This is a genomic window from Amycolatopsis silviterrae, from assembly GCF_042684085.1.
Lineage (GTDB): Bacteria > Actinomycetota > Actinomycetes > Mycobacteriales > Pseudonocardiaceae > Amycolatopsis > Amycolatopsis silviterrae.
In genome coordinates, this window is record NZ_JBHUKS010000012.1 from 173,747 (window position 1) to 200,627 (window position 26,881).

At 70.8% G+C, this 26,881-nt stretch carries 26 protein-coding genes; 16 read left to right on the forward strand and 10 right to left on the reverse strand.

The features are described 5' to 3' along the window. Positions 1 to 85 precede the first annotated feature (85 nt). From ACFSVL_RS18265 to ACFSVL_RS18310, 10 genes are all read left to right on the forward strand, one after another. Positions 86 to 1,639, forward strand: coding sequence for a sugar transferase (locus tag ACFSVL_RS18265; RefSeq protein ID WP_378305630.1), 1,554 nt, complete (start codon positions 86 to 88; stop codon positions 1,637 to 1,639). A gap of 110 nt (positions 1,640 to 1,749) precedes the next feature. Next, entirely contained in the window at positions 1,750 to 2,361 is a 612-nt protein-coding gene (locus ACFSVL_RS18270) for a malonic semialdehyde reductase (protein WP_378305632.1), read from the forward strand. A 147-nt stretch (positions 2,362 to 2,508) separates the two neighbouring features. Further along, positions 2,509 to 4,536, forward strand: a complete 2,028-nt coding sequence (gene thrS / locus ACFSVL_RS18275; protein WP_378305634.1) for a threonine--tRNA ligase — start codon at positions 2,509 to 2,511, stop codon at positions 4,534 to 4,536. After that, on the forward strand, positions 4,533 to 5,075 hold the full coding sequence (locus tag ACFSVL_RS18280; protein WP_378305636.1) for an HIT family protein: 543 nt from the start codon (positions 4,533 to 4,535) through the stop codon (positions 5,073 to 5,075). The genes thrS and ACFSVL_RS18280 overlap by 4 nt, the downstream gene beginning before the upstream one ends. 50 nt (positions 5,076 to 5,125) lie before the next feature. Next, complete coding sequence (locus ACFSVL_RS18285; RefSeq protein ID WP_378305638.1) at positions 5,126 to 5,656, forward strand: MarR family winged helix-turn-helix transcriptional regulator; 531 nt, start codon at positions 5,126 to 5,128, stop codon at positions 5,654 to 5,656. 100 nt (positions 5,657 to 5,756) lie between these two features. Further along, the gene (gene pgsA, locus ACFSVL_RS18290) at positions 5,757 to 6,404 is read left to right on the forward strand and encodes a phosphatidylinositol phosphate synthase (RefSeq protein WP_378305640.1); all 648 of its coding nucleotides are present in this window, start codon (positions 5,757 to 5,759) and stop codon (positions 6,402 to 6,404) included. Continuing rightward, entirely contained in the window at positions 6,401 to 7,312 is a 912-nt protein-coding gene (locus tag ACFSVL_RS18295) for a phosphatidylinositol mannoside acyltransferase (RefSeq protein WP_378305642.1), read from the forward strand. The genes pgsA and ACFSVL_RS18295 overlap by 4 nt, the downstream gene beginning before the upstream one ends. A 17-nt stretch (positions 7,313 to 7,329) precedes the next feature. Continuing rightward, positions 7,330 to 8,472 (forward strand): glycosyltransferase family 4 protein, encoded by a 1,143-nt coding sequence (locus ACFSVL_RS18300; RefSeq protein ID WP_378305850.1) that lies wholly within the window; start codon positions 7,330 to 7,332, stop codon positions 8,470 to 8,472. After that, complete coding sequence (locus tag ACFSVL_RS18305) at positions 8,469 to 8,954, forward strand: NUDIX hydrolase (RefSeq protein WP_378305644.1); 486 nt, start codon at positions 8,469 to 8,471, stop codon at positions 8,952 to 8,954. The genes ACFSVL_RS18300 and ACFSVL_RS18305 overlap by 4 nt, the downstream gene beginning before the upstream one ends. A gap of 14 nt (positions 8,955 to 8,968) precedes the next feature. Further along, complete coding sequence (locus tag ACFSVL_RS18310) at positions 8,969 to 9,481, forward strand: XdhC family protein (RefSeq protein WP_378305646.1); 513 nt, start codon at positions 8,969 to 8,971, stop codon at positions 9,479 to 9,481. A 39-nt stretch (positions 9,482 to 9,520) separates the two neighbouring features. Here the strand turns inward: ACFSVL_RS18310 and ACFSVL_RS18315 are convergent, their stop codons facing one another. Beyond that, positions 9,521 to 11,632 (reverse strand): elongation factor G-like protein EF-G2, encoded by a 2,112-nt coding sequence (locus tag ACFSVL_RS18315; protein WP_378305648.1) that lies wholly within the window; start codon positions 11,630 to 11,632, stop codon positions 9,521 to 9,523. A gap of 447 nt (positions 11,633 to 12,079) precedes the next feature. Between ACFSVL_RS18315 and ACFSVL_RS18320 the strand changes: the two genes are divergently transcribed. After that, positions 12,080 to 13,648, forward strand: coding sequence for a M4 family metallopeptidase (locus tag ACFSVL_RS18320; RefSeq protein WP_378305650.1), 1,569 nt, complete (start codon positions 12,080 to 12,082; stop codon positions 13,646 to 13,648). Between the two features lie 111 nt (positions 13,649 to 13,759). Here the strand turns inward: ACFSVL_RS18320 and ACFSVL_RS18325 are convergent, their stop codons facing one another. Together ACFSVL_RS18325 and ACFSVL_RS18330 are read right to left on the reverse strand one after the other, a co-directional pair. Beyond that, positions 13,760 to 14,080, reverse strand: a complete 321-nt coding sequence (locus tag ACFSVL_RS18325) for an AzlD domain-containing protein (RefSeq protein ID WP_378305652.1) — start codon at positions 14,078 to 14,080, stop codon at positions 13,760 to 13,762. Beyond that, positions 14,080 to 14,775: an AzlC family ABC transporter permease gene (locus ACFSVL_RS18330; RefSeq protein ID WP_378305654.1), complete on the reverse strand. Its 696-nt coding sequence runs from the start codon at positions 14,773 to 14,775 to the stop codon at positions 14,080 to 14,082. Before ACFSVL_RS18330 ends, ACFSVL_RS18325 begins: the two co-directional genes overlap by 1 nt. Before the next feature lie 70 nt (positions 14,776 to 14,845). Here ACFSVL_RS18330 and ACFSVL_RS18335 point away from each other — a divergent pair, with 70 nt between their 5' ends. Next, on the forward strand, positions 14,846 to 15,409 hold the full coding sequence (locus ACFSVL_RS18335; RefSeq protein WP_378305656.1) for a helix-turn-helix domain-containing protein: 564 nt from the start codon (positions 14,846 to 14,848) through the stop codon (positions 15,407 to 15,409). A gap of 12 nt (positions 15,410 to 15,421) precedes the next feature. Here the strand turns inward: ACFSVL_RS18335 and ACFSVL_RS18340 are convergent, their stop codons facing one another. Continuing rightward, complete coding sequence (locus ACFSVL_RS18340; RefSeq protein WP_378305658.1) at positions 15,422 to 16,444, reverse strand: NADPH:quinone reductase; 1,023 nt, start codon at positions 16,442 to 16,444, stop codon at positions 15,422 to 15,424. A gap of 25 nt (positions 16,445 to 16,469) precedes the next feature. Next, positions 16,470 to 18,068, reverse strand: coding sequence for an AMP-binding protein (locus ACFSVL_RS18345; protein WP_378305660.1), 1,599 nt, complete (start codon positions 18,066 to 18,068; stop codon positions 16,470 to 16,472). Positions 18,069 to 18,276: 208 nt separating this feature from the next. On the opposite strand from ACFSVL_RS18345, the gene ACFSVL_RS18350 reads away from it, so the two are divergent. Then, positions 18,277 to 19,452, forward strand: coding sequence for an iron-containing alcohol dehydrogenase (locus ACFSVL_RS18350; protein ID WP_378305661.1), 1,176 nt, complete (start codon positions 18,277 to 18,279; stop codon positions 19,450 to 19,452). Between the two features lie 53 nt (positions 19,453 to 19,505). Here the strand turns inward: ACFSVL_RS18350 and ACFSVL_RS18355 are convergent, their stop codons facing one another. Both ACFSVL_RS18355 and ACFSVL_RS18360 read right to left on the reverse strand, forming a co-directional pair. Then, positions 19,506 to 20,054 (reverse strand): TetR/AcrR family transcriptional regulator, encoded by a 549-nt coding sequence (locus tag ACFSVL_RS18355; RefSeq protein WP_378305663.1) that lies wholly within the window; start codon positions 20,052 to 20,054, stop codon positions 19,506 to 19,508. Positions 20,055 to 20,161: 107 nt separating this feature from the next. Continuing rightward, positions 20,162 to 21,139 carry an NADPH:quinone oxidoreductase family protein gene (locus tag ACFSVL_RS18360; RefSeq protein ID WP_378305665.1) on the reverse strand — a complete coding sequence of 326 codons (978 nt, stop codon included), beginning with the start codon at positions 21,137 to 21,139 and terminating at the stop codon, positions 20,162 to 20,164. A gap of 119 nt (positions 21,140 to 21,258) precedes the next feature. Here ACFSVL_RS18360 and ACFSVL_RS18365 point away from each other — a divergent pair, with 119 nt between their 5' ends. Together ACFSVL_RS18365 and ACFSVL_RS18370 are read left to right on the forward strand one after the other, a co-directional pair. Then, a complete protein-coding gene (locus ACFSVL_RS18365; protein ID WP_378305667.1) occupies positions 21,259 to 22,104 on the forward strand; it encodes a MaoC/PaaZ C-terminal domain-containing protein in 846 nt (281 codons plus the stop codon). 64 nt (positions 22,105 to 22,168) lie between these two features. Further along, complete coding sequence (locus ACFSVL_RS18370) at positions 22,169 to 22,645, forward strand: cupin domain-containing protein (protein ID WP_378305669.1); 477 nt, start codon at positions 22,169 to 22,171, stop codon at positions 22,643 to 22,645. A 236-nt stretch (positions 22,646 to 22,881) separates the two neighbouring features. Here the strand turns inward: ACFSVL_RS18370 and ACFSVL_RS18375 are convergent, their stop codons facing one another. Together ACFSVL_RS18375 and ACFSVL_RS18380 are read right to left on the reverse strand one after the other, a co-directional pair. Continuing rightward, positions 22,882 to 24,123, reverse strand: coding sequence for a flavin-dependent oxidoreductase (locus ACFSVL_RS18375; protein ID WP_378305671.1), 1,242 nt, complete (start codon positions 24,121 to 24,123; stop codon positions 22,882 to 22,884). Positions 24,124 to 24,175: 52 nt separating this feature from the next. Then, a complete protein-coding gene (locus tag ACFSVL_RS18380; protein ID WP_378305673.1) occupies positions 24,176 to 24,790 on the reverse strand; it encodes a response regulator in 615 nt (204 codons plus the stop codon). A 22-nt stretch (positions 24,791 to 24,812) separates the two neighbouring features. On the opposite strand from ACFSVL_RS18380, the gene ACFSVL_RS18385 reads away from it, so the two are divergent. After that, positions 24,813 to 25,892: a sensor histidine kinase gene (locus ACFSVL_RS18385; RefSeq protein WP_378305675.1), complete on the forward strand. Its 1,080-nt coding sequence runs from the start codon at positions 24,813 to 24,815 to the stop codon at positions 25,890 to 25,892. On the opposite strand, the gene ACFSVL_RS18390 is transcribed toward ACFSVL_RS18385, so the two are convergent. After that, complete coding sequence (locus tag ACFSVL_RS18390; protein ID WP_378305677.1) at positions 25,852 to 26,601, reverse strand: polysaccharide deacetylase family protein; 750 nt, start codon at positions 26,599 to 26,601, stop codon at positions 25,852 to 25,854. The two genes, ACFSVL_RS18385 and ACFSVL_RS18390, sit on opposite strands and share 41 nt — an antisense overlap. Between the last annotated feature and the right edge of the window lie 280 nt (positions 26,602 to 26,881).

Below are 26,881 nucleotides of genomic sequence, written 5' to 3' on the forward strand. Positions count from 1 at the left end.
GTGATCACTGACGGTGATTGCGGGTCCTGACTCAGCGTGCCGGGGGAGATCCGGTCCGGGGAGCTTGCGTAGCGCGGGAGGACTGATGGAAGAACCGGTGCGGCCATGGCCTGCGGACGGCGTCGCGCTGCCGCGGGTCGACCTGAGGGCGGTCCCCGCGCCGCCGGTCGACGTGGCGGCCCCGTCGTCGCCCGGCCGCGGCGCGGGCGAGCCGCTCGACCCGGCCGGGGTCTGCCCGGCCGAGGGCGATCCGCCGAAAACGCACGCCGCGGAATGGGAAAAGCGGTACCGGCGGACCGTGATCGCTTCGGATCTCGTCGCGGCGTGTCTGGTGATCGCGCTCAGCGCGTTCGTCATCGACCGGCTCGCGCCGCACGACATGCACGCGTTCGGCACCGCGTTCGCGATTCTGTGCGCCCTTCCGGTCAGCCGCGCCTGGAGTCCGCGAGTTTTGGGCGAAGGCCCGGAGGAATACCGGACGCTGGGGCGGGCATTGATCACCGCCGCGGTTCTGGTCGCGTTCGGCGGATTGCTGTTCGGCGCGCTCGAAGTGCAGCCGTGGGTGTTTTTCGTGGTGCCGGCTGTCGCATTGGTGCTGTTCCCGCAGAGATATGTGCTGAGGCAGATTCTGCACCGGAGACGGCGGCGCGGGCTGTGCCTGTTGCCGGTGATGGCGGCGGGCAGTGCGGAAACCGTCGCCGACCTGATCAAGCGGACGCGGACCGAAGCGCACGTCGGATGGCGGGTCGAGGCGGTGTGCACGTCCACCGGGACCGGGGAGATCGAAGGGGTGCCGGTCGTCGGGCGGCTTGAGGAGCTGTCCCGGCACGTGCGCCGCGGCGGCTACCGGGTCGTCGCCATCACAGGAGACCAGTACTGGAATCCGGAGCGGCTGCAGCGACTGGCCTGGGATCTCGAAGGCACGTCGTCGGAAATGGTCGTCGCGCCGGTGCTGATGGAGGTCGCCGGGCCCCGGCTGAACGTCAGCGGGGTGCTGGGCATGCCGTTGCTGCGCGTCACCGCGCCCGCGTTCACGGGCGGCCGCCGCCTGGTCAAGGAGGTCGTCGACCGGTGCGGAGCGGCGTTGCTGCTCGCACTGTTCTCGCCGGTCCTGCTGGCGATCGCGGTGGCGGTGAAGGCGGGCGACCGCGGTCCGGTGATCTACCGGCAGCGGCGCATCGGCAAGGACGGCGAAGCGTTCACCATGCTCAAATTCCGCACGATGGTGGTCAACGCGCATTTGATCCGCAACGACCTGGAGACCGCCAACGAAGGCGCCGGGCCGCTGTTCAAGATGAAGAAGGACCCCCGGGTGACGAAGGTCGGCGGCTTGCTCCGGCGGTACTCGCTGGACGAGCTGCCGCAGCTGTTCAACGTCGTCGCCGGCCGGATGTCGTTGGTGGGGCCCCGGCCTCCGCTGCCGGAGGAGACCGCGACGTATGCTCCGGCGGCGCGCCGCAGGCTGCTGGTGAAGCCCGGGCTGACCGGGCTGTGGCAGGTGAGCGGGCGCAGCGATCTGTCGTGGGACGAGAGCATCCGGCTCGACCTGCGCTACGTCGAGGACTGGTCGCTGGCGCTCGACCTGGTGATCCTGTGGAAGACTTTCCGCGCCGTGCTCGCCGGGCAGGGGGCCTACTGACCGCCCGCGCGGTGCGCTGAGTCACATCCGGCCCGGCGGCGAAATAGTCAAGCGTTCAACCATGTTGGTGCCCTGCGTAGGCGACAGCACGGGAAGGAACGACGGATCCGATGACTACTTTCGCAGAGTCCGAGCAGCTGCAGGTGCCCACTGAGGTGCAGGACCTGCTGTTCCGCGAGGCGCGCACGGCCAACAGCTTCAGCACCGAGCCGGTGACCGACGAGCAGGTCCGGGCGATCTACGACCTCGTCAAGTGGGCCCCGACGTCGATGAACACCCAGCCGCTGCGCGCGCTGGTGATCCGCAGCGACGAGGCCAAGCAGCGCCTGCTGCCGCTCATGGCCGAGGGCAACCGCGCCAAGACCGAGGCCGCGCCGCTGACCGTGATCCTGGCCGCGGACGTCGACTTCCACGAGAACATCCCGCAGACCTTCCCGCACAACCCCGGCGTGAAGGACAACTTCTCCGACGAGGCGGGCCGCGTCGAGTTCTCCAAGCTGAACTCGCTGCTGCAGGTCGGCTACTTCATCATCGGCGTGCGCGCCGCCGGGCTGGCCGCCGGCCCGATGACCGGCTTCGACGCCGCGGGCGTGGACAAGGAGTTCTTCTCCGGCAACAACTGGCGTTCGCTCGTTGCGGTGAACATCGGCAAGCCGGGCGACAACCCCTGGTACGACCGCCTGCCGCGGCTCGACTTCGACCAGGTCGTCGACACGCTCTGACCCCATCGCTGTCGCCGAGAGGGNNNGGGGGGCCCCCCTCTCGGGGTTTCCGGGAGTGCTGGCTGACGGCGGTCGAATCGGCGATCCCGCCGCCGACTAGCATCAGCGGGAGCAGTTTCATTCCACTTCTCCCGAAGGAGCCCGATCGTGTCCCAACCGTCGTCAGCTGCCGCCGTACCCGCCCCGCGCGTGGTGGTGCCGGCGGGCACTACGGCGGGCGCCGCGGTGCGCGAAGCCGGGCTGCCCACCAAGGGCCCGGACACGATCGTCGTCGTCCGCGACGCCGACGGGAACCTGCGCGACCTCGCGTGGGCCCCGGAGGCCGAGGCCCCGGTCGAAGCGGTCGCGGCGAACACCGAGGACGGCCGCAGCGTGATCCGGCACTCCGCCGCGCACGTGCTCGCCCAGGCCGTGCAGCAGGAATTCCCGGACGCCAAGCTCGGCATCGGCCCGCCGGTGCGCGACGGCTTCTACTACGACTTCGCCGTCGAAAAGCCGTTCACGCCCGAGGATCTGCAGAAGCTCGAGAAGCGGATGAAGCAGATCGTCAAGGGCGCGCAGCAGTTCTCGCGCCGCGTCTTCGCTTCCACCGACGAGGCCAAGGACGAGCTTAAGAACGAGCCGTTCAAGCTGGAGCTGGTCGACCTCAAGTCCGATGTGGACACCTCCGAGGTGATGGAGGTCGGCGGCGGCGAGCTGACCATCTACGACAACCTCGACCCGCGCACGAAGGAACGCGTGTGGAGCGACCTCTGCCGCGGCCCGCACGTGCCCACCACCAAGTTCATCCCGGCCTTCAAGCTCACCCGGGTGGCCGCCGCGTACTGGCGCGGCAACGAGAAAAACCCGCAGCTGCAACGGATCTACGGCACCGCGTGGGAATCGGCCGAGGCGCAGGACGCCCACCTCGAGCGCCTCGCCGAGGCCGAGCGCCGCGACCACCGCAAGCTCGGCGCCGAGCTGGACCTGTTCTCCTTCCCCGAGGAGATCGGCTCCGGGCTGCCGGTGTTCCACCCCAAGGGCGGCATCATCCGCCGCGAGCTGGAGAACTACTCGCGCCGCAGGCACGAGGAAGCCGGCTACGAGTTCGTGAACACGCCGCACATCTCCAAGGGCGACCTGTTCCACACCTCCGGGCACCTGCCGTACTACGCGGACACCATGTTCCCGCCGGTGCAGTTCGAGGAAGAGGACTACTACCTCAAGGCCATGAACTGCCCGATGCACAACCTGATCTTCCGCTCGCGCGGGCGGTCCTACCGCGAACTGCCGCTGCGGCTGTTCGAGTTCGGCACCGTCTACCGCTACGAGAAGTCCGGCGTCGTGCACGGCCTCACCCGCGTGCGCGGCCTAACCATGGACGATTCGCACATCTACTGCACCAAGGAGCAGATGCCGTCCGAACTGCGGTCGCTGCTCAAGTTCGTGCTGGACCTGCTCGCCGACTACGGCCTGTCGGACTTCTACCTCGAACTGTCCACCCGGGGCGACTCGGACAAGTTCATCGGCGAGGACTGGGAGTGGGAGGAGGCCACCGAGACGCTGCGCCAGGCCGCCGTCGACTCCGGCCTCGAACTGGTGCCGGACCCGGGCGGCGCGGCCTTCTACGGCCCGAAGATCTCGGTGCAGGCGAAGGACGCCATCGGCCGCACCTGGCAGATGTCGACCATCCAGCTGGACTTCAACCAGAACAAGCGGTTCGGCCTGGAGTACACCGCCTCCGACGGCAGCCGCCAGCGGCCGATCATGATCCACCGCGCGCTGTTCGGGTCGATCGAGCGGTTCTTCGGCGTGCTGACCGAGCACTACGCGGGCGCGTTCCCGGCGTGGCTGTCGCCGGTGCAGACGGTCGCCATCCCGATCACCGCGGACCAGGTCGAGTACCTGCGCGACGTCGAGAAGGCGTTGCGCGCCAAGGGGATCCGCGTCGAGGTGGACGCGAGCGACGACCGGATGCAGAAGAAGATCCGCACGCACACCACGCAGAAGGTGCCGTTCCTGCTGCTGGCCGGCGCGAAGGACGCGGAGGCGGGCGCGGTGTCGTTCCGGTTCCGCGACGGCGGCCAGATCAACGGCGTCCCGGTGGACCAGGCGGTCGAGGCGATCGCCGAGTGGGTGCGGCTGCGCGAGAACGCGTCGCCGTCGGCCGAGGCCGTGGAGAAGATCCTGAAGTGACCGAGCCGGAACTCGTCGAACAGGACGGGGTCGGGGTCCCGGACGCGCTGCAGCGGCTGTGGACCCCGCACCGGATGGCCTACATCCGGGGCCAGGACAAGCCGGACGGCGACGAGCCCGGCGGCTGCCCGTTCTGCCGCCTGCCCGGCCTCGGCGACGACAAGCGCGCGCTGATCGTCGCCCGCGGCGAGACGGTGTTCGCGGTGCTGAACCTGTACCCGTACAACCCGGGCCACCTGATGGTGGTTCCGTACCGGCACGTCGCGGACTACCCGGACCTCACCGTCGACGAGACGCGCGAGCTGGCCGAGTTCACCCAGCACGCGATGGGCGTGATCCGGGCGGTGTCGGCGGCGCACGGGTTCAACATCGGGATGAACCAGGGCGTGATCGCCGGCGCGGGCATCGCCGCGCACCTGCACCAGCACCTGGTGCCGCGCTGGGGCGGCGACGCGAACTTCATGCCGGTGATCGGGCACACGAAGGTGCTGCCGCAGCTGCTCGGCGAGACCCGGGACCTGCTGGCGGGCGCGTGGTGAGGCCCGTCGCGCGGCGGTAATTGAGTGCTCAACCAGCGTATGATGACGATATGTCCGAACCACGCTGGCTGACCGACGAAGAGCAGCGGGTCTGGCGCGCCTACGCCCAGGCCAGCTCGCTGCTGCACGCGCACCTCGAAGGACAGCTGCAGCACGAGTCGGGCATGCCGCACACGTACTACGAGGTGCTCGTCGCGCTGTCCGAGGCCGACGGCTGGCGGCTGCGGATGAGCGAACTCGCGTCGGTGCGCGGTTCGTCGCGCAGTCGGCTGTCGCACGCGGTCGCGCGGCTGGAGGCCAAGGGCTGGGTCCAGCGCGAGTCGTGCCCCACCGACAAGCGCGGCTCGTGGGCGGTGCTCACCGACGCCGGGTTCGCCGCTTTGGAGGAGGCCGCGCCCGGGCACGTCGAGGCGGTCCGGGAGACGCTCTTCGACCAGTTGACCCCCGAACAGGTGAGCCAGCTCGGCGAGATTTCCGAGGCGATCCTGGCCGGGCTGCGGCCCAAATGCCAGGCCGTGCGGGAGGCCGAAGAGGCTGCGGAATTCGCGGCGCCGGTCGCCGAACTGCCGAAATCCGGCTGACGTTCCGGCGGGTCGCGGGCGGGCGGGTCCGGTTCGGACAGCGGGGTCGATAGGCTTTCGTCGCCCACCCGCCCCCGAATCAGGTGCACAGACGAGGAAGATGCTCAACATTTTCGCCCGTGCCTCGGTCTCCCGCGTGACGGACCCGATCGGCGCCACCCTGGTCCGCGCCGGACTGACCCCGAACGCGATGACCGTGCTCGGCACCGCGGGAGCCGTCGCGTGCGCGCTGGTGTTCTTCCCGCAGGGCATGCTGCTGTGGGGCACGTTCACCGTGTGGGGCTTCGCGATGCTCGACCTGCTCGACGGCGCGATGGCGCGCGCCCGCGGGTACGGCACGCCGTTCGGCGCGGTCCTCGACGCGACCTGCGACCGGCTGGTCGACGGCGCGCTGTTCGCCGCGATCGCGTGGTGGTGCTTCGTCCAGGACCACAACAACCGGGCCGCGGCCGCCGCGCTGATCTGCCTGGTGCTGGCCCAGGTCATCTCTTACGTGAAGGCGCGCGCCGAAGCGTCCGGCCTCGAAGCCGACGGCGGGCTGGTGGAACGCGCGGAGCGGCTGATCATCGCGCTGGTCGGCACCGGCCTGCACGGACTGGGGGTGCCCTACACCGTGGAGATCACGCTGTGGCTGCTCGCCGTGCTGTCGGTGGTCACGCTGCTGCAGCGGGCTGCGGCGGTGGCGAGCGCGGCGCGGGCGGCCGCGGCGAAACAGGCCGACTCGTCGGCGGGCGGGAAGCAACCGTGAGCACACTGTCCCAGCGGCTCAGCGAGTTCGGCTACGCGACGGGCTGGCGGCTCACGCGGAGGCTGCCGAGGGGGTTCGGCTCGGCGACGTTCGCCTTCGGCGCGGACATGGCCGCCCGGCGCGGCGGCGGGGGCGTGCGGCAGCTGCGCGCCAACCTCGCCCGGGTGGTGCCGCAGGCCGGGGAGGCGGAGCTGGACGAGCTGGTGCGGCGCGCGATGCGGTCGTACGCGCGGTACTGGTTCGAGACGTTCCGGCTCCCGGCGATGGACCACGCGGCGGTCGCGAAGCAGGTGACGGTGACCGGCGCGGAGAACATCGACGCGGCGCTCGCCGAGGGCAACGGCGCGGTGATGACGCTGCCGCACAGCGGGAACTGGGACATCGCGGGCGTTTGGCTGGCCAGCTACGCGGGCACTTTCACCACCGTCGCGGAGCGGCTCAAGCCCGAATCGCTGTTCCGCCGGTTCGTGGAGTTCCGCGAGTCGCTCGGCTTCGAGATCGTGCCGCTGACCGGCGACAGCGCGGCGATGCGGCTGCTGCTGCGGCGGCTGCGCGAGAACAAGGTGGTGGTCCTGCTGGGGGACCGGGACCTGACCTCGTCCGGGATCCCGGTGCGGTTCTTCGGCGAGAAAACGCACCTGCCGCCCGGCCCGGCGCGGCTGGCCGCCACCACCGGGGCCGCGCTGCTGCCGACCGGCTGCTGGTACACCGAGGACGGCTGGGAGATCCGGATCCACCCGCGCATCCGCGTCACCGCGCGGGCCGAGGTGCCCGCCGCGACACAGGCGCTGGCCGACGTGTTCGCCGGCGACATCGCCGCGCATCCGGCCGACTGGCACATGCTGCAGCCGTTCTGGCCCGCCGACGCGGCGGCAGAGGGGCCCAAGCCGCTGGAAGAAGCGAGCTGACCCGGGTGGCGCGCGGGTTGAAGATCGGGATCGTGTGCCCGTACTCGTTCGACGTGCCCGGCGGCGTCCAGGGGCACGTGATCGACCTGGCGAAGGCGCTGCTGGAGCGGGGGCACCGGGTGTCGGTGCTGGCCCCGGCGGACGAGGACGCGCGGCTGCCGGACTTCGTGCACCCGGCGGGCAAAGCATTGGGGATCCCGTACAACGGTTCGGTCGCGCGGCTGCAGTTCGGGCCGGTTTCGTATGCCCGGGTGCGGCGGTGGATCCGGGACAACGGCTTCGACGTGCTGCACCTGCACGAACCGGCCGCGCCGAGCCTGTCGCTGCTGGCGCTGAAGGTCGCCGACGGGCCGATCGTGGCCACGTTCCACACCGCGACGACGCGCTCGCGGACGCTGTCGGCGTTCCAGCCGGTGCTCCGCCCGCTGCTGGAGAAGATCACCGCGCGGATCGCGGTGTCCGCGCTGGCCCGGCGGGTGCAGGTGGAGCACGCGGGCGGCGACGCGGTGGAGATCCCGAACGGGGTGGACGTCGAGTTCTTCTCCCGCGCCCGGCCGCTGGACGGTTACCCGCGCGCGGGCGGGACGATCGGGTTCGTCGGGCGGTTCACCGAACCGCGCAAGGGCATGGACGTGCTGCTGGAGGCCGCGCGGCAGCTGCTGCCGGAGTTCGAGGACCTGCGGCTGCTGGTGGTCGGCCGCGGCGATCCGGACCAGCTGCGGCGGATGGCCGGGCCGCAGCTGTGGCCGCACATCGAGCTGCTGGGCCAGGTCGACGACGAGACGAAGGCGCGGGCGCTGCGCAGTGTGGACGTCTACTGCGCGCCCAACACCGGCGGCGAGAGCTTCGGGATGATCCTCACCGAGGCGATGGCCGCGGGCACCGCGGTGCTGGCCAGTGGCCTCGACTCGTTCCGGCGTGTGCTCGACGACGGCCGCGCCGGAATGCTCACCACGACCGGCGACCCGGCCTCGCTGGCCGACGGCCTGCGCGAACTGCTGGGCGACCCGGCGCACCGGGCGTCGCTCGCCGCTGCGGCGGGCGAGCGGGTGACGGCGTATGACTGGGGCGTCGTGGTCACCCAGGTGCTGCGGGTCTACGAGACGGCCATCGCGGCGGATCCCCGGCTGGTCGCGGCGGGGGAGCGGGAGCTGGCGTGACGGTGCTGGTGTGGCTGCTCGTGGCGGTGGCCGCGATCGTGGTGCTCGGCGGGCTGTTCCTGGTGGCGACGGCGAACCGGCTCGACCGCCTGCACGTCCGGACCGACGCCGGCTGGGCCGCGCTGGAGGCCGCCCTCGCGCGCCGGGCCGTGGTGGCGCGGGCGGTCGCCGCGGTGCTGCACGACGGCACCGACCTGCACGCCGCCGCCGCGCGGGCGGAAGGTGCCGCGCGGCCGGACCGCGAGGCGGCGGAAAACGAACTGACCCTGGTCCTGGCCCGGATCGACCGGTCCCGGCTGCCGGTGGTCCTCGCCGAGGAACTGACCGACGCCGAACACCGGGTCGTCATCGCGCGCCGCGTGCACAACGACGCGGTGCGGGACACCCTGGCGCTGCGGCGGCGCCGGAAAGTGCGGTATTTCAAGCTGGCCGGGACCGCGCCGCTGCCGGAGTACTTCGAGTTCGCCGAGCCGGAGCTCTGAGGCAGACTGGGCGCATGACGACCGAACCCGATGCCTGCGCCGTCGCCCACGGCGAAGCCGAGGAGCCGCCCGCCGAGCGGACGCTGGTGGCCGTGTTCGCCTCGCCGGTGGCCCGGTACCTGCTGCGCTACGCGGCCGACCTCGGATATCGCGCCGTGCTGTTCGAACCGGACGAAGCGCGCGCGACCGATGCTCCCGACGGCGTCGAGGTCCGCACGACCGCACCCGCTCCGGGACCGGACGCGGACGTCGTGGTGACCGATCACCACCGGCCGGAGCTGGGGACGGTCCTGCAGGCCGCGCTGGCGACGCCGACGCGGTGGGTGGGCGTGCTGGGCAACCCGCGGCATCCGGGCCCGCACGTGGAAGCGCTGCGGGCGCTGGACGTGCCGGAACCGGACATCGCACGGGTGCACCGGCCGGTCGGGCTGAACATCGGCTCGCGGACCCCGGCGGAGATCGCGGTCGCGACGCTGGCAGGGCTGGTGGCGGACCGGAACGGGCGGCCGGGCGGGTTCGAGTTCTGACTCGTGAGTGGCAATCCCGGTTCTAACCGGGATTGCCACTCACGAGGTGGTTACCGCCCCCTCCGGCATCGGCTCGAACCGGGCGTGCCGCCGGGTGAACGTCGCCGTCCCCGACGTCAGTGAGCGCAGGTCCACGGCGTACCGCAGGAGTTCCGCCGCCGGGACCTCCGCGTGCACCACCGTGTGCCCGCCCTCGCCGGATTCCGTGCCCAGCACCCGGCCGCGGCGGGACGACAGGTCGCCCAGCACCGTGCCCAGGTGCTCGTCCGGCAGGCTGACCTCCACCGTGTCCAGCGGCTCCAGCAGCGAGATCCGGCTGGCCGCAGCGGCTTCCCGCAGGGCCAGCGCGCCCGCGGTCTGGAACGCGGCGTCGGAAGAGTCGACGCTGTGCGCTTTCCCGTCGGTGAGCGTCACGCGCACATCCACCACCGGATAGCCGTCCTGGACGCCGCGTTGCAGCTGCGCCCGCACGCCCTTCTCGACGCTCGGGATGAACTGGTGCGGCACCGCACCGCCGACCACCTTGTCCACGAACTCGAACCCGCCGCCGCGCGGCAGTGGCTCCACTTCGATGTCGCACACCGCGAACTGCCCGTGCCCACCGGACTGCTTGACGTGCCGGCCGTGGCCGCGGGCGGGTTTCGCGAAAGTGGAGCGCAGGCTGATCCGCACCGGCTCGGTACCGACGTCCGCGCCGCCCGCGCGCAGCCTCGACAGGACGACGTCCGCGTGTGCCTCGCCCATGCACCACAGCACGAGCTGCCCGGTTTCCGCGTTGCGTTCCAGGCGCAGGGTCGGATCGCCCGCGACCAGCCGGGAAAGGTTGCGGGACAAGGTGTCCTCGTCGCTGCGGGACTTCGCGACGACGGCGACCGGCAGCAGCGGTTCGGGCATCCGCCACGGTTTCATCAGCAGGGGATCGTCCGGCGACGACACGGTGTCGCCGGTTTCCGCCGAACCCACTTTGGTGAGGGCGCACAGGTCGCCCGCCACGCAGTACGGCACCTCGCGCAGGTTCGCGCCGAGCGGCGAGTACAGGTGGGCGACGCGTTCGTCGGCGTCGTGGTCTTCGTGGCCGCGCTCGGCGAGGCCGTGGCCTGACACGTGCACCGCGTTCTCCGGGCGCAGCGTCCCGGAAAACACCCGGACGAGCGAAACTCGTCCCACGTACGAGTCCACCGCGGTGCGCACGACCTCGGCGGCGAGCGGGCCGGCCGGATCGGCGGACAGTGCGTCGTGCTCGGCGCCGTCGGGGCTGGTCACGCCGGGCGGCTGGTGTTCGAGCGGGGAGGGGAACGCGCGCACGATGCCGTCGAGCACCTCGGCGAGCCCGACGCCGGTCGTCGCGCACACGGGGATGACCGGGTGGAACGAACCGCGCGCGACGGCGGTTTCGAGGTCGGCTATCAGGACGTCCTCGGAGATCTCCTCGCCGCCGAGGTAGCGGTCCATGAGGGTCTCGTCCTCGCTCTCGGCGATGATGCCCTCGATCAGCTCGTTGCGGGCCTCGGCGAGCCCGTCGGACGCCGCCGGGTCGGGCTCGCCCACGCGCGGCGGATAGCCGGCGGAATAGTCGTACTGGCGCTGCGTGATGAGCCCGACCAGGCCGTCCGGCGCGGGCAGGTACAGCGGGAGCACACCGGCGCCGAAGGCGGCTTGGCAGGCGGCGATCTCGGCGAGCGCGTCGGCGCGGTGGTGGTCGAGCCGCGACACCACGACGGCGCGCGGCATCCCCACCGACGCGCACTCCTCCCACACCGCGACGGTGGCGGCGTCCACGCCCTCGGCGGCGCAGACGACGAACAGCGCGGCGTCCGCGGCGCGCAGCCCGGCGCGCAGCTCGCCCACGAAATCGGCGTACCCCGGCGTGTCGATGAGGTTGATTTTGTGCCCGGCGTGCAGCACCGGGGCGACGGAAAGCCCGACCGAGCGCTGCTGGCGCACCGCCGCCGGGTCGTGGTCGCACACCGTGGTGCCCTCCACGACCGAACCGGCGCGCGGCACGGTGCCGGACGCGGCGAGCAGTGCCTCGGTGAGCGTGGTCTTGCCGGAGCCGGAAGGCCCGACGAGGACGACGTTGCGCACCTTGGCGGGGTCGTCCACAGCGACGGCGGCCCCGGTGTCGGTACTCCTGTTCTGCTTGTCGGCCATAGCGGCCTCCTCAGCGACGGCGGATGAAAAAACTGTGTCCCCGATCACACACCCGCGACCCGCCGGGAGGCAAGGCGCACGGCCCGGGACCAGCCGTTCGCCCAGCGGCGGCTCCCGGCGGCCCGGCCCGCTCGATTCCACTGTGGACAGCCCGCGAAGCCACTGTCCACCAAGGATTTACCGGGGAATTCCCGCCGGATTCATCCGGTACGCCGGACTGCTGCCGAGGTGGGGTGTCTGGCGATTCGTGGGCGGAAAGCGGATATTCCGGAATGCGCGCACCGGAAATCGGGACGAATGCTGTCGAAGTTGATAACTTAACGACCTTCGTCGGTTGCCCGGAGTTGGGAAAAACCCGACTCTTGGCGGGGTTCGATCCCATTCCACTTCCGAATCCGGCCCCCACCCCCGGGCCTGATCCGGCCTGTCCGGAGGAGAACACCGCCGATGAAATCGCGCCGACCGCTCGTGCTGCTCGCAGCCGGGGTGCTGGCCGGGGCCGTCACCACGGCCACCGCCGCCCACGCGCAGCCCCTCGAACCGCAGAGTCCGCAGGCCGCCGAAGCGCTGGCGGCCAACGCCGCGCAGGCGCTGGTGGCCTCCCGGCCCGCCGCGCTGCACGCCGGCAAGGACGATGTTTTCCAGCAGCACAAGGTGATCTCCTCGGTCAACGGGCTGAAGTACGTGCCCTACGACCGCACCTATAAGGGAATGCCGGTGGTGGGCGGCGACTTCGTCGTGGCCACGAACTCGGCCGGGCAGGTCCTCGCCACGTCGGTCGCGCAGACCGCCGCGATCGACCTTCCCAGCACGTCGCCGAAGCTGACCGCCGGTCAGGCCGAGACGATCGCCCGCGGCCAAGTGCCCACTGTGGACAGTGTGCGCCCGGCGCAGCTCGCCGCTTATGCCCTCGGCAGCCCGAAACTCGCCTGGACGACCCAGGTGACCGGGCGGAACGCGGAGGGCCCGAGCAAGCTCGACGTCGTGGTCGACGCGATGACCGGCAAGGTGCTGAAAACGAAGGAACACGTGGCCTACGGCGACGCGCAGGCGGTGTGGAACGGCCCGGAGCCGCTGCACATCGACACCTCTTCGGACGGCGCCGGCGGCTACTCGATGACCGACCCGACCATCGGGAACGTCGCCTGCCAGGACGCCGACACCCAGCAGACCTTCACCAAGTCGACCGACAGCTGGGGCAACGGCGACGAGACCGACCGGGAAACCGGCTGCGCCGACGCCCTCTACGGCATCCAGCAAGAGAACAAGATGCTGTCGCAATGGCTGGGCCGCAACAGCTTCGACGGCAACGGCGGCGGCTGGCCGATCCGCGTCGGCCTCAACGAGCAGAACGCCTACTACGACGGCACCCAGGTGCAGGTCGGCAACAACACCGCGGGCCAGTGGATCGGCTCGATCGACGTGATCGCGCACGAGTTCGGCCACGGCATCGACGACCACACGCCCGGCAGCATGTCCGGCGGCGGCACCCAGGAATTCGTCGCGGACGTCTACGGCGCCGCGTCCGAATGGTTCGCCAACGAGCCCGCGCCGTACGCGGTCCCGGACTTCCTCGTCGGCAACCAGGTGGACCTCGTCGGCAGCGGGCCGATCCGGAACATGTACGACCCGTCCCAGCTCGGCCACGCGAACTGCTACGACAGCTCGATCCCCGGCACCGAGGTGCACGCCGCGGCGGGCCCCGGCAACCACTGGTTCTACCTGCTCGCCGAGGGGTCGAACCCGACCAACGGCCAGCCCGCCAGCCCGACCTGCGACAACTCCTCGGTCACCGGGCTCGGCGTGGAAACCGCGGTGAAGATCTTCTACAACGCGATGCTGCTGAAGAACAGCGGCAGCTCCTACGAGAGCTACCGCACCTGGACGCTGACCGCGGCGAAGAGCCTCTTCCCGAACAGCTGCACCGAATTCAACACCGTGAAAGCGGCCTGGGACGCGGTGAGCGTGCCCGCGCAGCAGGAAGACCCGACGTGCGGCGCGGTCGCCGCTCGATGACCGGAAATTGATTTCCGCGCCGACGGGAGGGGGAGGCGAGCACTCGTCTTCCCCTCCCGTTCGCGTTTTTCGCGCCCGGTGAATTCCGCCGCCTGAATTCGCCGCGGAGTTTTACGGAACCCCGGCGAGCCGCAATAACGCGGCAGTCGCCGCGGCGGCGATGACGACCAGCACGAACGGCGCCTTACGCCAGGCAAGCACCCCGCCCACCAGCACCCCGGCCGGCCGGGCGATCCCGGCGAATTCATGCCCTTGGGTCAACGCGCTGGTCGCCACCAGCGCGGCGAGCAGCACCACCGCGGAGAGAGTCATCAGCCGTTCGGATCGCGGGGACAGCCGCACCCGGGTGCGCAGCATCGGCCCGGCGAGCCGGAACGCGAACGTTCCCGCCGCCAGCGCGAGCGTCGCGACGATCAGTTCCGCGCCGTCCATCAGTGCGCTCCTTCCAGCGACTTCGGTTCTTTCGCCGCCGCGCCGGCGACCACTCCGACCAGCGCGAGGAGCACCGGCAGGCCCGCCGGGAGCAGGGGAGTGGCGGCGAGCGCGACCACCACGCCGATCAGCACCGGCAGCCGCGCCGCCCGGTCTTTCAGCGACGGCAGCACCAGGGCCAGCAGCACCGCCGGGAAGGCGGCGTCCAGGCCGAACGCGTCGGTGTCGCTGATCGCGGACCCGGCGAACGCGCCGGCCACGACCCCGAGGTTCCAGCACACGAACAGCCCGATGCCGCACGCCCAGTACGCCGCCCGGCGCCGGTCCGCCTCGCGCTGGGCCAGCGCGAACGCCACCGATTCGTCGATCATCAGATGGCTTCCGGTCAGCCGCCCGAGCAGCCCTCGGCCGAGCGCGTCGCCGACCGCGAAGCCGAACGGCACGTGCCGTGCGTTCACCAGCAGCCCGGCGGCGACCGCGGCGAGCGGATTGCCGCCCGAGGCGACGATGCCGACGAACATGAACTGCGACGCGCCGGCGAAAACCAGCAGGGACAGCAGCATCGGCGCCCACAGCGGGAAGCCGGAGCCCACCGCGATGGCGCCGTAGGACACGCCCACGAGGGCGTCGGCCAGGCACACGAGGCCGATGTCGCGGGCGAGCCCGCGATCGAGTGTTCGCCAAATCGAACGCATAGTGTCCTATGCTGAACACGTCCGGCCCTGTTCGTCAAGGCGAACGACAAGACTGATGGAGCGAACACACATGCCGAACGAGAGCACCGGCGCGCCGCTGGACATCATCGCGGCGTCCCTGCGCCGCGAACGGGCCCGCGCCGGCCTCTCGCTGACCGAGGTCGCGCGCCGCGCCGGCCTGGCGAAATCCACGTTGTCCCAGCTGGAATCGGGATCCGGCAACCCGAGCGTGGAGACGCTGTGGGCACTCGGCGTCGCGCTGGACGTGCCGTTCTCGCGCCTGGTCGAGCCGGAGCGGCAGGAGGTGAAGGTGATCCGCGCGGGCAAGGGGCCGACGGTGTTCGCCGAACACGCCGACTACGCGTGCACGCTGCTGTCGGCCTGCCCGTCCGCGGCCCGCCGGGACGTCTACCTGGTGCGCGCGGAACCGGGCATCCCGCGGCGGTCGGATCCGCACATGAGCGGCGTGGTCGAGCACACCGTGCTGTGCGCCGGGCGGGCCCGGATCGGCATCATGGACGACCCGGTGGAGATGCTGCCGGGGGACTACATCTGTTATCCCGGGGACGTGCCGCACATCTTCGAGGCGCTGGAGCCGGGGACGTTCGGGGTGGAGATTTCCGAGTACAACTGACCGGCTGGCGGGCTAAGCCGGGGCCACGTCGACCAGAACCTTCCCCAGTACGCCGCCCGCGACCGCGCGATGGGCCTTCGCGACGCGGTCGAGTCCGTACCGGTGGATCGGCAGCCCGTGCTCGGTGCCGACCTCCAGCGCGCCGTCCGCCGCGGCGGCGTGCACGTCGGCCAGGGCATTCGCTTTGCTTTCCGCATCGGTCGTGTAGGTGAAGGTGAAGTCCAGCTGCACGTTCTTGACCAGCATTTCCCGCGACGGGATCGGGAGGTGGTCGCCGTTGCCGTAGCTGTAGACGTTGATGTTGCCGCCGTGGGCGAGCACGGCGAGGTCGGTCGCCAGGTTGCTGCCCAGGTCGACCTCGACGATGTGGTGCGCTCCGGCGGGCGACAGTTGCGAGACGCGCGCGGCGACGTCCTCGGTGCGGTAGTCGATGACGTGGTGGGCACCGGCTTTTCGGGCGAGTTCCGCCTTTTCCGGGCTGCTGACGGTCGCCAGGACGGTCGCGTCCGACCAGGCCGCCAGCTGGATCGCGGCGTGGCCGACCGCGCCGGCGCCACCCTGGACCAGTACGGTTCGGCCGGTCATGGTTCCGGGGCCGAGGCGGTACGGTCCGCGCGCCGAAGTGGTCAGGGTGCGATGTGCGGTCAGCGCCGGAATGCCGAGGCTGGCGCCGACGTCGAAGCTCGCGTTGTCCGGCAGCGGCACGACGTGGTGAGCGGGCACCGAGACGAACTCCTGCGCGGTACCCGCCGGGCTTTCGGAGGCGACGTCCCACAGCCAGACCCGTTGGCCGGGCGAGAAATCGCGGACGTCGTCGCCGACCGCGTCCACGACGCCGGCGCCATCTTGGTGCGGGACTTGCTCCGCGAACCGCAGCCCTGACGATTGGCCCGAGCGGCTGCGCCAGTCGGTCGGATTCACCCCGGACACGACGACGCGGACCCGGACCTCGCCCGGCGCGACGGCGGGGAGGTCCCGCTCGACGAGCTGAAGCACCTCCGGGCCGCCGGTGCCGCGGTAGACCACTGCCTTCACGAATCAACCTTTCCGAGCATTGTCGTCAGCGCGCGAGCTTGATCCCGGCGGCTTCGCGATCCCAGGTGTCGGCAGTGACGGCCGATTCCCGCAGGACCGCTTTCTGGATTTTGGCGGTGGGCGTCTTGGGTAATTCCGGCACGAACCGGATGTACCGGGGGATCATGTAGTACGCCATCCGCGGTTCGAGGAAACGGATCAGTTCCACCGGGTCGAGGTCGGCTCCGGGAACGGTCGCGATCACCGCCAGCACTTCGTCTTCGGAAATCTCGCTCGGCACCGGGACAACGGCCGCCTCGCGCACGCTCGGATGCGCCATGATTTCCGCTTCGACCTCCATCGACGAGATATTCTCGCCGCGCCGGCGGATCGCGTCCTTGAGCCGGTCGGCGAAGTAGTAGTTGCCGTCGGCGTCCTTGCGCGCGGTGTCCCCGGTGTGGAACCAGCCGTTGCGCCAGGCCTTCGCGGTCGCCTCCGGCATCCGGAAGTACCCGTGGGACAACGCCCACGGCGCGTCGGTGCGGAGCACGATCTCGCCGACCGAACCGGTCGGCACCTCGCGGTCGGCCTCGTCGACCAGCCGGATTTCGACGCCGGGCCGCGCCTTTCCGCAGGTCCCCTTTTCGGCCGGATTCGGCCCGGACACGATCGGCGCGGACAATTCCGTCATGTTGTAGATCGTGTAGACGTCGACGCCGAACCGCTTCGAGAAAGCCGCGATGTCGTCGAGGAGCGGAACGACGAAAATCTTGGCGAGCGGATTGTCCGCGTCGCCGGGTTCCGGCGGGCGCCGGTTCACGAAATTGGCCATCACTCCGAGCAGGAAAACCATCGTGGCCCTGGTCTCCTGGATCTGCCGCCAGAACTGCTCGCCGCTGAACCGTTCGACCACCGCGACCGAACCGCCGTTCAGCAGCATCGCGTAGAGCAGGGTCGAGCCGCCCGCGTGGAAGGCGGGCATGTTGATGAGGAACCGGTCGTCGGCTGTCATGATCGGCATCGAGACCGGGCCGAGGGCCGACCACGCCTGCATGTACGAGGTCAGCACGCCTTTGGACGGGCCGGTCGTGCCGGAGGTGTAGAGGATCGCCTGGGTGTGCCAGGGCTCGACGGGGGTGCCCGGTTCGGACACCTCGCCGTCGAGGTTCGGGAGCTCCGCCGCCCGGAGCACCGGGAGGTCGTCGAGGCCGGGATCGCCGTCGCCGACCTGGACCGCGAGGCGGAGGCCGCCGGGCCGGTCGATCTCGGCCAGGCGGGGCAGCAGGTCCGCGTCCGCGACGATGATCTCGGCCTCGGCGTTGTCCAGCACGTGCGCGAGAAGGCCGCCGCGATATGCCGTGTTGATCGGCACGAACACCGCGCCGAGATAGTTGATCGCGAACCAGAACCGCACCACGTCCGGGCCGTTGGGGAGCCAGCACACGACGTTGTCGAACTGCCGCACGCCCAGCGCTTCCAGCGCGGCGGCGGTCCGCCGGACCTCGCGCAGCAGATCGGCCCGCGTCCAGGCCGGTCCTCCGTCGAAGACCGCGAAAACCTTGTCCGGGTCTTCGGCCGCGCGGCGTTCGAGCAGGTACCGCAGCACCAGCTCCTCGCGGGGCGGGACCCTCGGATCCACAGGCACGGCGGGCTCCCTTCGGATCACTTCTCGAACGGTCGGTACAGTTTCACGCTCAGCGCGGCGCGTCAAGTGCGGAAACGTGCCGGAGGCGCTCGACTAAATACCGGATGACCGGTACAGTTCTGCTCGCTGCCCGGCCGGACCTGCGACGATCCGGCCGCGAGCCGGCCGCGAGCCAGTCACAATGACGTGCGAAACCCGGAGGTTCCCCATGCCCGAAGTGCTGACGTTCGAGATGCCGCGGGTCGAAACTGTCGTCCAAGGCGCCGGAGCGGTGCGCGAGATCGGCGCGGAACTCGACCGCCGGGGGCTGCGGCGCGTGTTCCTCGTGACCGGCAGGTCGGTCGGCGGGAGCGAGGCGTTCGCGAAGCTGGCCGCCGGCCTCGGCGACCGGGTCGCCGGGACGTTCTCCCGGGTCAAGGCGCACAACCCGGTCGAGCTGATCGTGGAGCTGATCGGACAGGCGCGTGCCGCGCAGGCGGACGCGTTCGTCGCGGTAGGCGGCGGTTCGCCGTGCGACGCCGCGAAACTGGCCGCGGTCGGACTCTGCGAGGGCTCGGACTCGGTCGAAGATCTCGCCCGCAACTACCTGGAGTTCGAGTACCCGAGCACGATCCGGCAGCGTCCGCTCACCGGCACGCCGATGCCCGTCTTCGCAGTCCCGACGACGTTGTCGGCGGCCGAATGGGACGGTTTCGCCGGATCCGTCGACGAATCGCGCGACACCAAGGACCTGACGGTCTACCTCGAAGCGACGCCCCGCGTGGTCTTCCTCGATCCCGAGTTCTGCGCGAGCACCCCGCGCGGCCTGTGGGCGACCACCGGCGTCCGGGCGCTGGACCACGCGGTCGAGACCGCCTACGCGAAGAACGCCCACCCCTTCACCACGGCGCTGGCCAACGGTGCGCTGACCATGCTCACCGAGTACCTCCCGCGGTCCGTCCGCGATCCGCACGACCACGAGGCCGCGCTCAAGTGCCTGGAGGCGGCGTGGATGTCCATCATCGGCGTGCACAACGTCTCCCTCGGCCTCTCCCACGCGATCGGCCACCAGCTCGGCGCGGTCGGGATCCCGCACGGGGTCACCTCCTGCATCATGCTGCCGCACGTGATGCGCTTCCTGGAGCCGGTGACGTCCGCCGAACAGGCCCGGATGGCGCAGTCGCTGCAGCGGGTGCAGGGCGACGACGAGGAGCTTCCCGCGGCGGACCGCCTGGAGCGGATCCTCGACGAGCTGGGCGTGCCGCGGCGGGTGTCGGAATTCGGCGTCGGGCGCGAGAAGCTGAACGGCGTCGCGCGGGCCGCGCTGGGCGACATCGTGGTCCGCGAATCGCCGCGGACGGTCGACGAGACGGTGATCCGCGAGCTGCTGGAGGCGGTCTGGTAAGCGGAGCGCGAAAAGGCGGGGCCGGGATCGACCGGCCCCGCCTTTTTCGTTCGCTACCGCGGCTCGCGCAGGACTCCGTTGAGCACCGTGTCGGTGAACAGGTCGGCGATCTCCTCCGGAGTGCGCTCGCCGTCCGGCCGGATCCACGCGTACGAGTAGTTGAAGTGCCCGAGAATGCCTTTGACCACCAGCGGATCCAGCTCGCGGAACTCGCCCGCGCCCGCTCCGTCGCGGAGGATCCCGGCCACCATCGCCTCGTACCGGTCGCGCGCGTCCTGGATGACCGCGCGCCGCTGCCCGGTGAGGGCCTTGAACTCCTGGAACGCGACTGTCCACTCCAGAGCGTGCTCGGCGAGATTGCGCATCGTGGACCGCATGAGCTGCCGGAACCGCTCCTGATGCGCCGCTTCCGCCGCGACGATCCGGCCCGACTGCGTGAGCAGGTCCGACAGCCGGGTGTGGCAGATTTCGAACAGCAGCGTCTCTTTGCTGCCGATGTGGTGGTACAGCGCGCCCCGGCCGATCCCCGTGTCGTGGGAGATCATCTCGATCCCGGTGGCGTGGTAGCCGTTCTCGGCGAACAGCCGGACAGCGGACGTCATGATGCGCTGCCTGGCTTCCGCCCCCGCCCGGTTCGAGCGTCGTGCGGTGCTGCCGGGCTTCACGGGCATAGAACGCTTCCTTCGCTGGTCGACGGGCGGAGACGAGGCTAGCCGATGGCCGCGACGTCGAGAACGACCTTCCCGGACGTGGCGCGGTCTTCGATGGCCTGCAGCGCCTTCGCGGCGTCGGCCAGCGGGTAGACGCCGCCCACCACCGGCCGCACGAAGCCCTCGCGGGCGAGCCGGGAGAGTTCCGCGGCGGAGGCGGCCGCGATGCTGTCGTCCCGCTCGACGAAACCGCCCCAGTACACCCCGGCGACCTCGATGTTCTTGAGCAGCAACCGGTTCACCGCGATCTCCGGGATCCCGCCCGCGGCGAAGCCGATCACCAGGTGCCGCCCCTCCGGGCGCAGCAGGCGGATGGAGTTCGCGAAGTACTCGCCGCCGACCGGATCCACGGTCACGTCGATGCCGTGCGGGGCGGCGGCGCGCACCGCGTCGGCCCAGCCTTCTTCGGCGACCACGACGTGATCGGCGCCGGCGGTTTCGGCGACAGTGACTGTGGCCGCCGAATCGACCACCGCGGTGACCGTCGCGCCGAGGCCCTTGGCGACCTGGATCGCCGCCGTGCCTACGCCGCCGGCGGCTCCGTGCACCAGCACGTGCTCACCCGCTCGCAGGCGCCCGCGCCGGACGAGGGCGAAGTGGACGGTCTGGAAGTTCATCGCGAACGCCGCGCCCTGCTGGAACGACAGCTCGTCGGGCAGCGGGAACGTCACCGCGGGCTTGGCGGCGACCACCTCGGCGTACCCGCCGCGCGGGACGTAGGCGGCGCACCGGTCGCCCGCTTGGACCGCCGCGCCCGCTGGGGCTGACCGGACGATCCCGGCCACCTCGACCCCGGGAACGAACGGGAGTTCCGGCCGGACCTGGTACTGGCCGCGGGTCATGAGGGCGTCGACGAAGCTGACGCCGACGGCCTTCACGTCGATGACGATGTCGCCGCCGGCGGCCTCGGGCTCGGCCACCTCGACCAGCTCCACCGCGGCGGGTCCGTCGAGCGAGGAAATCTGGATCGCGCGCACTGTGCTCCCTCAAATCGGAAAACGGGCCGGCCGGTCCGGAAAAAGGGCGGACCGGGCTCGGCGAGGTTCTGTTACTGTACCGACTGTTCAGTTTTTGGCAAGCGAGGACGGATGGGCCGATGGCGACCGAGCACGTGATCCGAGTACTGCCGACCGACCGCCCCGGACTGGTCCGGTCCGCCGGCCACCGGATCGACGACCGCTGGCTGCGCGCCTTCGCGGCGGCGGTCGGAGACACCCGCGACGAGTTCTTCGATCTCGACCGCGGCATCGTCGGCCACCCGGTGTTCCCGGTCTGCATCGAATGGCCGCTCATCGAACAGGGGGCGCCGGGGATCGAACTGTCCACGGAAACGCTGCGGCTGGGTCTGCACGTCGGGCACCGGATCCGGATGCACCGGCCGTTGTGTCCCGGCGAGGAGGTGCGGACCGAGGCACGGCTGCATCGCGCCGAGGCACGGACCAATTCGGCGCTCATCGTCACCGAGTTCCGCACCACGACGCCCGGCGGAACGCCGCTCGTCACCACGCAGGTGAGCACGCTGTACCGAGGTGTCCGGCTCGAAGGCGGCGAAATCACTGCCCCAGCCGAAAAACCCCGGTCGTCCGGTGCTGCCGAACTCGCCCGGATCGCGACGTTCGAGACCGACGGAACCAACGCGGTCGTCTACAGCGAATGCGCGAGGATCTGGAACCCCATCCACACCGACATTCGCGTCGCGCGTGCCGCAGGCCTGGCCGACACGGTCCTGCACGGTACAGAAATTCTCGCGCGAGCAGTGTCCGCCGTGGCTCCGGGCCGAACTGATCTCACCGGGGTCGAATGCCGCTTCACCAGTCCGGTCTTCCCGGGGATGACGCTGTCGGTCCACGCGGGACAGGCACGTCCCGACGCCGTCGCGTTCGACGTGCGCGCGGCGGACGGGACCCCGGTTTTGGCGGACGGCCTCGTCACGTTCTCGTGACTGGCGCCTGTACACGGGCGGCGCGATAGCGCAGAGTCGGACGAAACATCGGCCAGGAGGTGTGATGACCGGCGAGGAAATCGTGCTAGGTCCCCTGCCCAAGGGGATCACGCCCGCCCGCGAGGGCATGCGGAACAAGGTGTGGAACGTGCTCGGCCACACCTACTCGATGAAGGCGGCCAGCGAGTCGAGCTTCGCGTTCGAGACCCTCGACCCGCCCGGCACCGGCGTGCCGCCGCACGTCCATCCGACCCAGGACGAGCACATCTACATCCTCGAAGGCGTTTTCACCCTCTACCTCGACGGCAAGTGGGAGACCGCGGGTCCCGGCGACACGGTGCGGATGCCGAAGGGCCTTCCGCACGCCTATTACAACCGCAGCGAAGGCATGACCCGGGGGCTGTTCTGGGTGAGCCCGGCCGGACAGCTCGCGACGCTGTTCGACAAGCTGCACAACCTGACCGACCCGGCCGAGGTGGTCCGGGTGTCGGCGCTGCACGACGTCGACTTCCTGCCGCCCGGTTCGGTGGAGGGCGCCTGAACCCCGGGGCTTAAGGCTGCGCTGTGGGGGTGGTTGAGGCGCGTCTGCCCAGGCCGAAGGAGTCGGCGCGGCTCTGGCCTGGCCTCGGCAGGATTGCCGTCCGTGAGGGGAACCCTGCCGGACTCTGATTCCCTCAGGGCTCCCCTCACGGACCTCCGGACCTGGCCATACGGGCAAATCACCGGTTTTGAGTCGGCAGGCGTGGGACCACGCGGCTCAAGCTCCTGGCCTGGGGCTCAGGCGCGGTTCACCTGCTGCTGGGACGCCCCGGTCACCTGGGCGTATCCAGCGATGATCTCCTCGAGGGCGGCCGCGTCGATCACGTCTTCGAGCCGGGAAAAGCCGTCCGGAGCACGCCGTTCGACCTCGTCGATGACGTTCTCCGGGCCGCCCCGGCGGTTGCGCAGCACGATCTCGCCGGTGGCCGCCAGCCGGTCGGCTTCGTAGGCCCGGAGCGCTTCGGCGGGATCGGCGTGCTGGGTCAGGTGCGACGCGAGGCTGGTCGCGTCGAGAATCGCCTGGCCGGCCCCGTTCGAGCCCATCGGGTACATCGGATGCGCGGCGTCGCCCAGCAGCGTCACGCGTCCGTGCGACCACGCGGGCAGCGGATCCCGGTCGCACATCGGGAATTCGAAGATCTCCTCGGTGGCCTCGGCCAGCGCGACGTGGTCGACCCCCGGGCAGCGGAACCGCCCGAGGTGCCGGGCCAGCTCCGCCCGGTCGCCGGCTTTGGCCCAGTCCTGCCGCTCCGGGGGAGGGTCGCCGGGCCGTCCGGTCTGAATGCAGACGGCCCAGTTCGTGAGCCGGGTGCCCGCGGACCGGCCCGGTCCGATCGGGTAGATCACCAGCTTGGCCGCGGTGCCGCCGGACACGATCATCGAACGGCCGCCGCCGAACTCCGGCCAGTCGGTCGCGCCGCGCCACATCAGGACGCCGTTCCAGCGCGGCGGCCCCTCGTCGGGGAACAGCTGGGACCGCACGGCGGAGTGGATTCCGTCCGCCGCCACCAGAACGTCGCCGGTCACGGTGACCGGGGCGTCGCTGTCCCGCACGGCGAAGCGCGCCTGGACGCCGTGCTCGTCCTGCTCGAACCCGGTCAGCCGATGTCCGATCCGCACCGCGCCGGGACCGAGTCGGTCCTCGACCGCTTGCAGCAGCATGCCCTGCAACCTGCCCCGGTGCAGGCAGTACTGGGGGAGCGTGAACCCGGCGTCCAGCCCGCACAGCCTGCGCAGGATCACCTGCCCGAGCCGGTGGGTGTAGAACAGTTCGCGGGTGCGGATGCCGATCTCGTCCAGCGCGTCGAGCAGCCCGAGCGCGGCGAGTTCCTTGACGGCGTGCGGCAATGCGTTGATCCCGACGCCGAGTTCGCCGATCCGTGCGCTCTGCTCGTACACCGCGCACTCGATGCCTTCGCGGTGCAGCCGCAGCGCCGCGGTCAGCCCGCCGATGCCCGCTCCGACGATGACGACCTTCACGGCGACCCCCTTGTCCTCGAACGCTCAGCGTGACGGAGACCGGCCGGGCACGCTACCGCCGACCGGAGGTGCTCCCGAGGACGTCGTCGGCGAGCAGTGCGGCCTGCGTCCGGCTGTCCACCTGGAGCTTCGCGAGCAGGTTGCCGACGTGGACCTTCACCGTGCGCTCGGCCAGCCCCAGTTCGGCGGCGATGTCGCGATTGGACAGTCCGCGGCCGAGCAGGCGCAGCACGTCGCGTTCGCGCGGGGTCATCGCGTCGCCGGCCGGGGTGCGGAGCGTCGCCGCGACCGCCGGGCTCATGGCGGTGATGCCTTCGTGCGCCGCGCGGACCGCGGCCGCGAGTTCGGCGCCGGTGCTGTCCTTGAGCACGAATCCGCTCGCTCCCGCGGCCAGCGCGCGCCGGATTTCGCCCGCGCGGCCGATCGTGGTGAGCATGACGACCTTCGCCGCCCATTCCCGCCGGACCCGGTGCAGGACCTCGATTCCGTCCATCTCCGGGAGATAGAGGTCCAGCAGGACGACGTCGGTGTCGGCGTCCAGCGCGGCGAGCAGTTCGGTGCCGCCGGGGTGCGCGCCGAGCACGTCGAGGTCCGGCTGGGCGCCGAGGATCAGCGCGAGGCCCTCCCGCACCAGCGCGTGGTCGTCGACGACGCGGACCCTGATCACCACGGCAGTCTACGCTCGATTCGTGCGTTGGTTCCGCGACCGGAAGTCGTTGCCAGACCTCGGAACGACCGTGCTCGTCGCCGTCTTGCTCGGGGTCGGCGGGGCATGGGGGTGGGGCGGTCTCGCGCTCGTGACCGCGCAGGTCCTGCCGCTGGCCGTCCGCCGCCGTTTCCCGGGCTGGGTGCTCGCCGTCGTCACCGCGGCCACCCTTGCCCGGCTGCTGACGACCCAGCCCCACAACATCGACTACGTGCCGGTGCTGATCGCGCTGTACACCGTGCCGAGCGCGCGCCGGGCTTCGGTGCGCTGGGGACTCGGCGGGTTTTCCGCGGCCGCCGTCAGCGCCGCGATGACCGTGTCGAAGGGACCGATCGACGGCGCGTTGCTCACCCTCGCGGTCTGCGTCATGGCGTGGCTGCTCGGCGCCGAGCGACAGCGGCACGCCGCTGAACGCGCGGAGTTCGCGGCGCAGCGCACGCGTTTCCGGCTGGAACGCCTGGCCGCCGAGCGACGGGAACAGACCGCGCGGCGCTTGCACGACACGCTCGCGCGCACCACCACGGTCATGCTCGTGCAGGCCGAGGCGCTCCTGGCCGTCGGCAAGCTGACCGACGCGGACCGCGCCAGGGTGGACGCGATGCTCGCCGCCGGGCGGGACGCGCTGGGCCAGGTCCGCGAAACCCTCCGGGAATTGCGGGACGACGGCGAACAACCGCCGGGACCGGCGCTCGCCGCCGTCCTCGCCGAGCTGTCCGCGGCGGGCCTCGTCATCGAGGAAGAGCCCGCCCTGCACCGGATTCCGGACCGGGTGCGGGACCTCGCCGACCGGATCGTCTCGGAAGCGGCCATCAATGCCTTGCGGCACAACGGCCCCGGCGTCCGGCTGCGCGTCGGCGTCGAGGTGCTGCCGGAGTCCGTGCGGATCGTGCTGCGCAACGACCAACGTGGACAGCCGACGCCCGGTGCCGGGTACGGATTGGACAGCCTGCGCGCCCAGCTCGCCGCCCGAGGCGGTTCCCTCGACGCGGGTCCCGCCGGCGGAGGCTGGTCGGTCGTGGCGGTCATCCCTTGCCTTGCAGAGCCAGCAACTGCGACACAGTGACGAACCGGTAGCCGAGCGCCCGCAACCGGTCGATGGTCGGGCCGATCGCCTCGCGCGTCTGCTCGCGCCCGGCGTACATCGGGTGGAACAGCACGATCGATCCGGGGCGCACGTTCTGCACGGTGTAGTCGGTGATCGCCGCGGCGCTGCGGTCGATTTCGGGGAAGGAGTTCGGTTCGACGTCCCAGGTGATCGTCTTGCGGTGGTGCTCGTGCAGGTAGTACGGCAGCGCGAACAGCTTCTTCCCGTTCGGCGGGCGGACCGTGATCTCGCCGGGATAGCCGGTGCCGCGGATCAGCGCGTCGGTGCGCTCGATCTCGCTCGCCGCGTAGCCGGGCGTGATCAGCAGCATGCGTTCGTGCGAGTAGGTGTGGTTGCCGATCTCGTGACCCGCGGCCGCGATGGCACGGCCGAGATCCGGATGAGCCGCCAGGTCCGACCCGATGAGGTAGAAGGTCGCGTGGATTTTTCGCGAGGCCAGCGCGTCGAGGACCGGCTGCACCCCGGCGGGATCGGGACCGTCGTCGAAGGTCAGCGCGACCACTTTCTCCGCCGTTTCCACGCGGGCGGTGAGACCGCCGAAGAACTGGAACGTCCGGGAGCTGGCGATCCGGAGCAGCACGTAACCGCCGACGAGGAGCACTACCAGTACTACGGCCACGGCGATCGTCCAGCGGCGAGCCCGTCTGGAGAAGGAGAAGCGGAGCATGCGGCGAGCTTGCCGACGGGGGAGGGAAGCGGGAAGCCGCGAAGGTACTAGTCCTTATTGCACAGGCGCGTGCGGTTCACCGGGATTCTCCGAACGGGCTGGCCGGACTCCCCGGCCCGTGTGCGAGCAGGGGCGTCTCAAGGCGGTCAGGCGTTGATCTGCCGTCCCGCGGGGCGACTGGCGAGGCGTACCGTTGTGGTTCCCGTGCATCCGGGGGCGGCGACGTCGTGGGTGCGATCGTATGCGTCGGCTGCGGCGTTGACGACCCTCGGCCAGCACG

What these genes read in the sequence shown, in the direction of transcription:
- ACFSVL_RS18265 (WP_378305630.1), top strand. Translation starts at nt 86, where the DNA reads ATGGAAGAACCGGTGCGGCCATGGCCTGCGGACGGCGTCGCGCTGCCG.
- ACFSVL_RS18270 (WP_378305632.1), top strand. Translation starts at nt 1,750, where the DNA reads ATGACTACTTTCGCAGAGTCCGAGCAGCTGCAGGTGCCCACTGAGGTG.
- ACFSVL_RS18285 (WP_378305638.1), top strand. Translation starts at nt 5,126, where the DNA reads ATGTCCGAACCACGCTGGCTGACCGACGAAGAGCAGCGGGTCTGGCGC.
- pgsA (WP_378305640.1), top strand. Translation starts at nt 5,757, where the DNA reads ATGCTCAACATTTTCGCCCGTGCCTCGGTCTCCCGCGTGACGGACCCG.
- ACFSVL_RS18310 (WP_378305646.1), top strand. Translation starts at nt 8,969, where the DNA reads ATGACGACCGAACCCGATGCCTGCGCCGTCGCCCACGGCGAAGCCGAG.
- ACFSVL_RS18315 (WP_378305648.1), bottom strand. Translation starts at nt 11,632, where the DNA reads ATGGCCGACAAGCAGAACAGGAGTACCGACACCGGGGCCGCCGTCGCT.
- ACFSVL_RS18320 (WP_378305650.1), top strand. Translation starts at nt 12,080, where the DNA reads ATGAAATCGCGCCGACCGCTCGTGCTGCTCGCAGCCGGGGTGCTGGCC.
- ACFSVL_RS18325 (WP_378305652.1), bottom strand. Translation starts at nt 14,080, where the DNA reads ATGGACGGCGCGGAACTGATCGTCGCGACGCTCGCGCTGGCGGCGGGA.
- ACFSVL_RS18330 (WP_378305654.1), bottom strand. Translation starts at nt 14,775, where the DNA reads ATGCGTTCGATTTGGCGAACACTCGATCGCGGGCTCGCCCGCGACATC.
- ACFSVL_RS18335 (WP_378305656.1), top strand. Translation starts at nt 14,846, where the DNA reads ATGCCGAACGAGAGCACCGGCGCGCCGCTGGACATCATCGCGGCGTCC.
- ACFSVL_RS18350 (WP_378305661.1), top strand. Translation starts at nt 18,277, where the DNA reads ATGCCCGAAGTGCTGACGTTCGAGATGCCGCGGGTCGAAACTGTCGTC.
- ACFSVL_RS18355 (WP_378305663.1), bottom strand. Translation starts at nt 20,054, where the DNA reads ATGACGTCCGCTGTCCGGCTGTTCGCCGAGAACGGCTACCACGCCACC.
- ACFSVL_RS18365 (WP_378305667.1), top strand. Translation starts at nt 21,259, where the DNA reads ATGGCGACCGAGCACGTGATCCGAGTACTGCCGACCGACCGCCCCGGA.
- ACFSVL_RS18370 (WP_378305669.1), top strand. Translation starts at nt 22,169, where the DNA reads ATGACCGGCGAGGAAATCGTGCTAGGTCCCCTGCCCAAGGGGATCACG.
- ACFSVL_RS18390 (WP_378305677.1), bottom strand. Translation starts at nt 26,601, where the DNA reads ATGCTCCGCTTCTCCTTCTCCAGACGGGCTCGCCGCTGGACGATCGCC.